The sequence below is a fragment of the Chitinophaga agrisoli genome (genome assembly GCF_008386695.1).
Taxonomy (GTDB): Bacteria; Bacteroidota; Bacteroidia; order Chitinophagales; family Chitinophagaceae; genus Chitinophaga; species Chitinophaga agrisoli.
The window spans coordinates 1-686 of sequence record NZ_VUOC01000028.1 but is presented as its reverse complement, the minus strand read 5'-3'; the positions used below and the strand labels follow the sequence as shown (position 1 = coordinate 686).

Annotated in this window: 1 protein-coding gene; it reads left to right on the top strand. The window is 50.0% G+C overall.

Features of this window, described 5'->3' with window-relative positions; all coding sequences use genetic code 11:
- Positions 1-678: class A beta-lactamase (gene bla / locus F0L74_RS32785; RefSeq protein ID WP_149842214.1), on the top strand; the 678-nt coding region annotated here is incomplete at its 5' end.
- Positions 679-686 lie beyond the last annotated feature (8 nt).

Genomic DNA, 686 nt, shown 5'->3' with positions numbered 1-686 from the left:
GAACGTTTTCCAATGATGAGCACTTTTAAAGTTCTGCTATGTGGCGCGGTATTATCCCGTATTGACGCCGGGCAAGAGCAACTCGGTCGCCGCATACACTATTCTCAGAATGACTTGGTTGAGTACTCACCAGTCACAGAAAAGCATCTTACGGATGGCATGACAGTAAGAGAATTATGCAGTGCCGCCATAACCATGAGTGATAACACTGCGGCCAACTTACTTCTGACAACGATCGGAGGACCGAAGGAGCTAACCGCTTTTTTGCACAACATGGGGGATCATGTAACTCGCCTTGATCGTTGGGAACCGGAGCTGAATGAAGCCATACCAAACGACGAGCGTGACACCACGATGCCTGTAGCAATGGCAACAACGTTGCGCAAACTATTAACTGGCGAACTACTTACTCTAGCTTCCCGGCAACAATTAATAGACTGGATGGAGGCGGATAAAGTTGCAGGACCACTTCTGCGCTCGGCCCTTCCGGCTGGCTGGTTTATTGCTGATAAATCTGGAGCCGGTGAGCGTGGGTCTCGCGGTATCATTGCAGCACTGGGGCCAGATGGTAAGCCCTCCCGTATCGTAGTTATCTACACGACGGGGAGTCAGGCAACTAAGGATGAACGAAATAGACAGATCGCTGAGATAGGTGCCTCACTGATTAAGCATTGGTAACTGTCGAT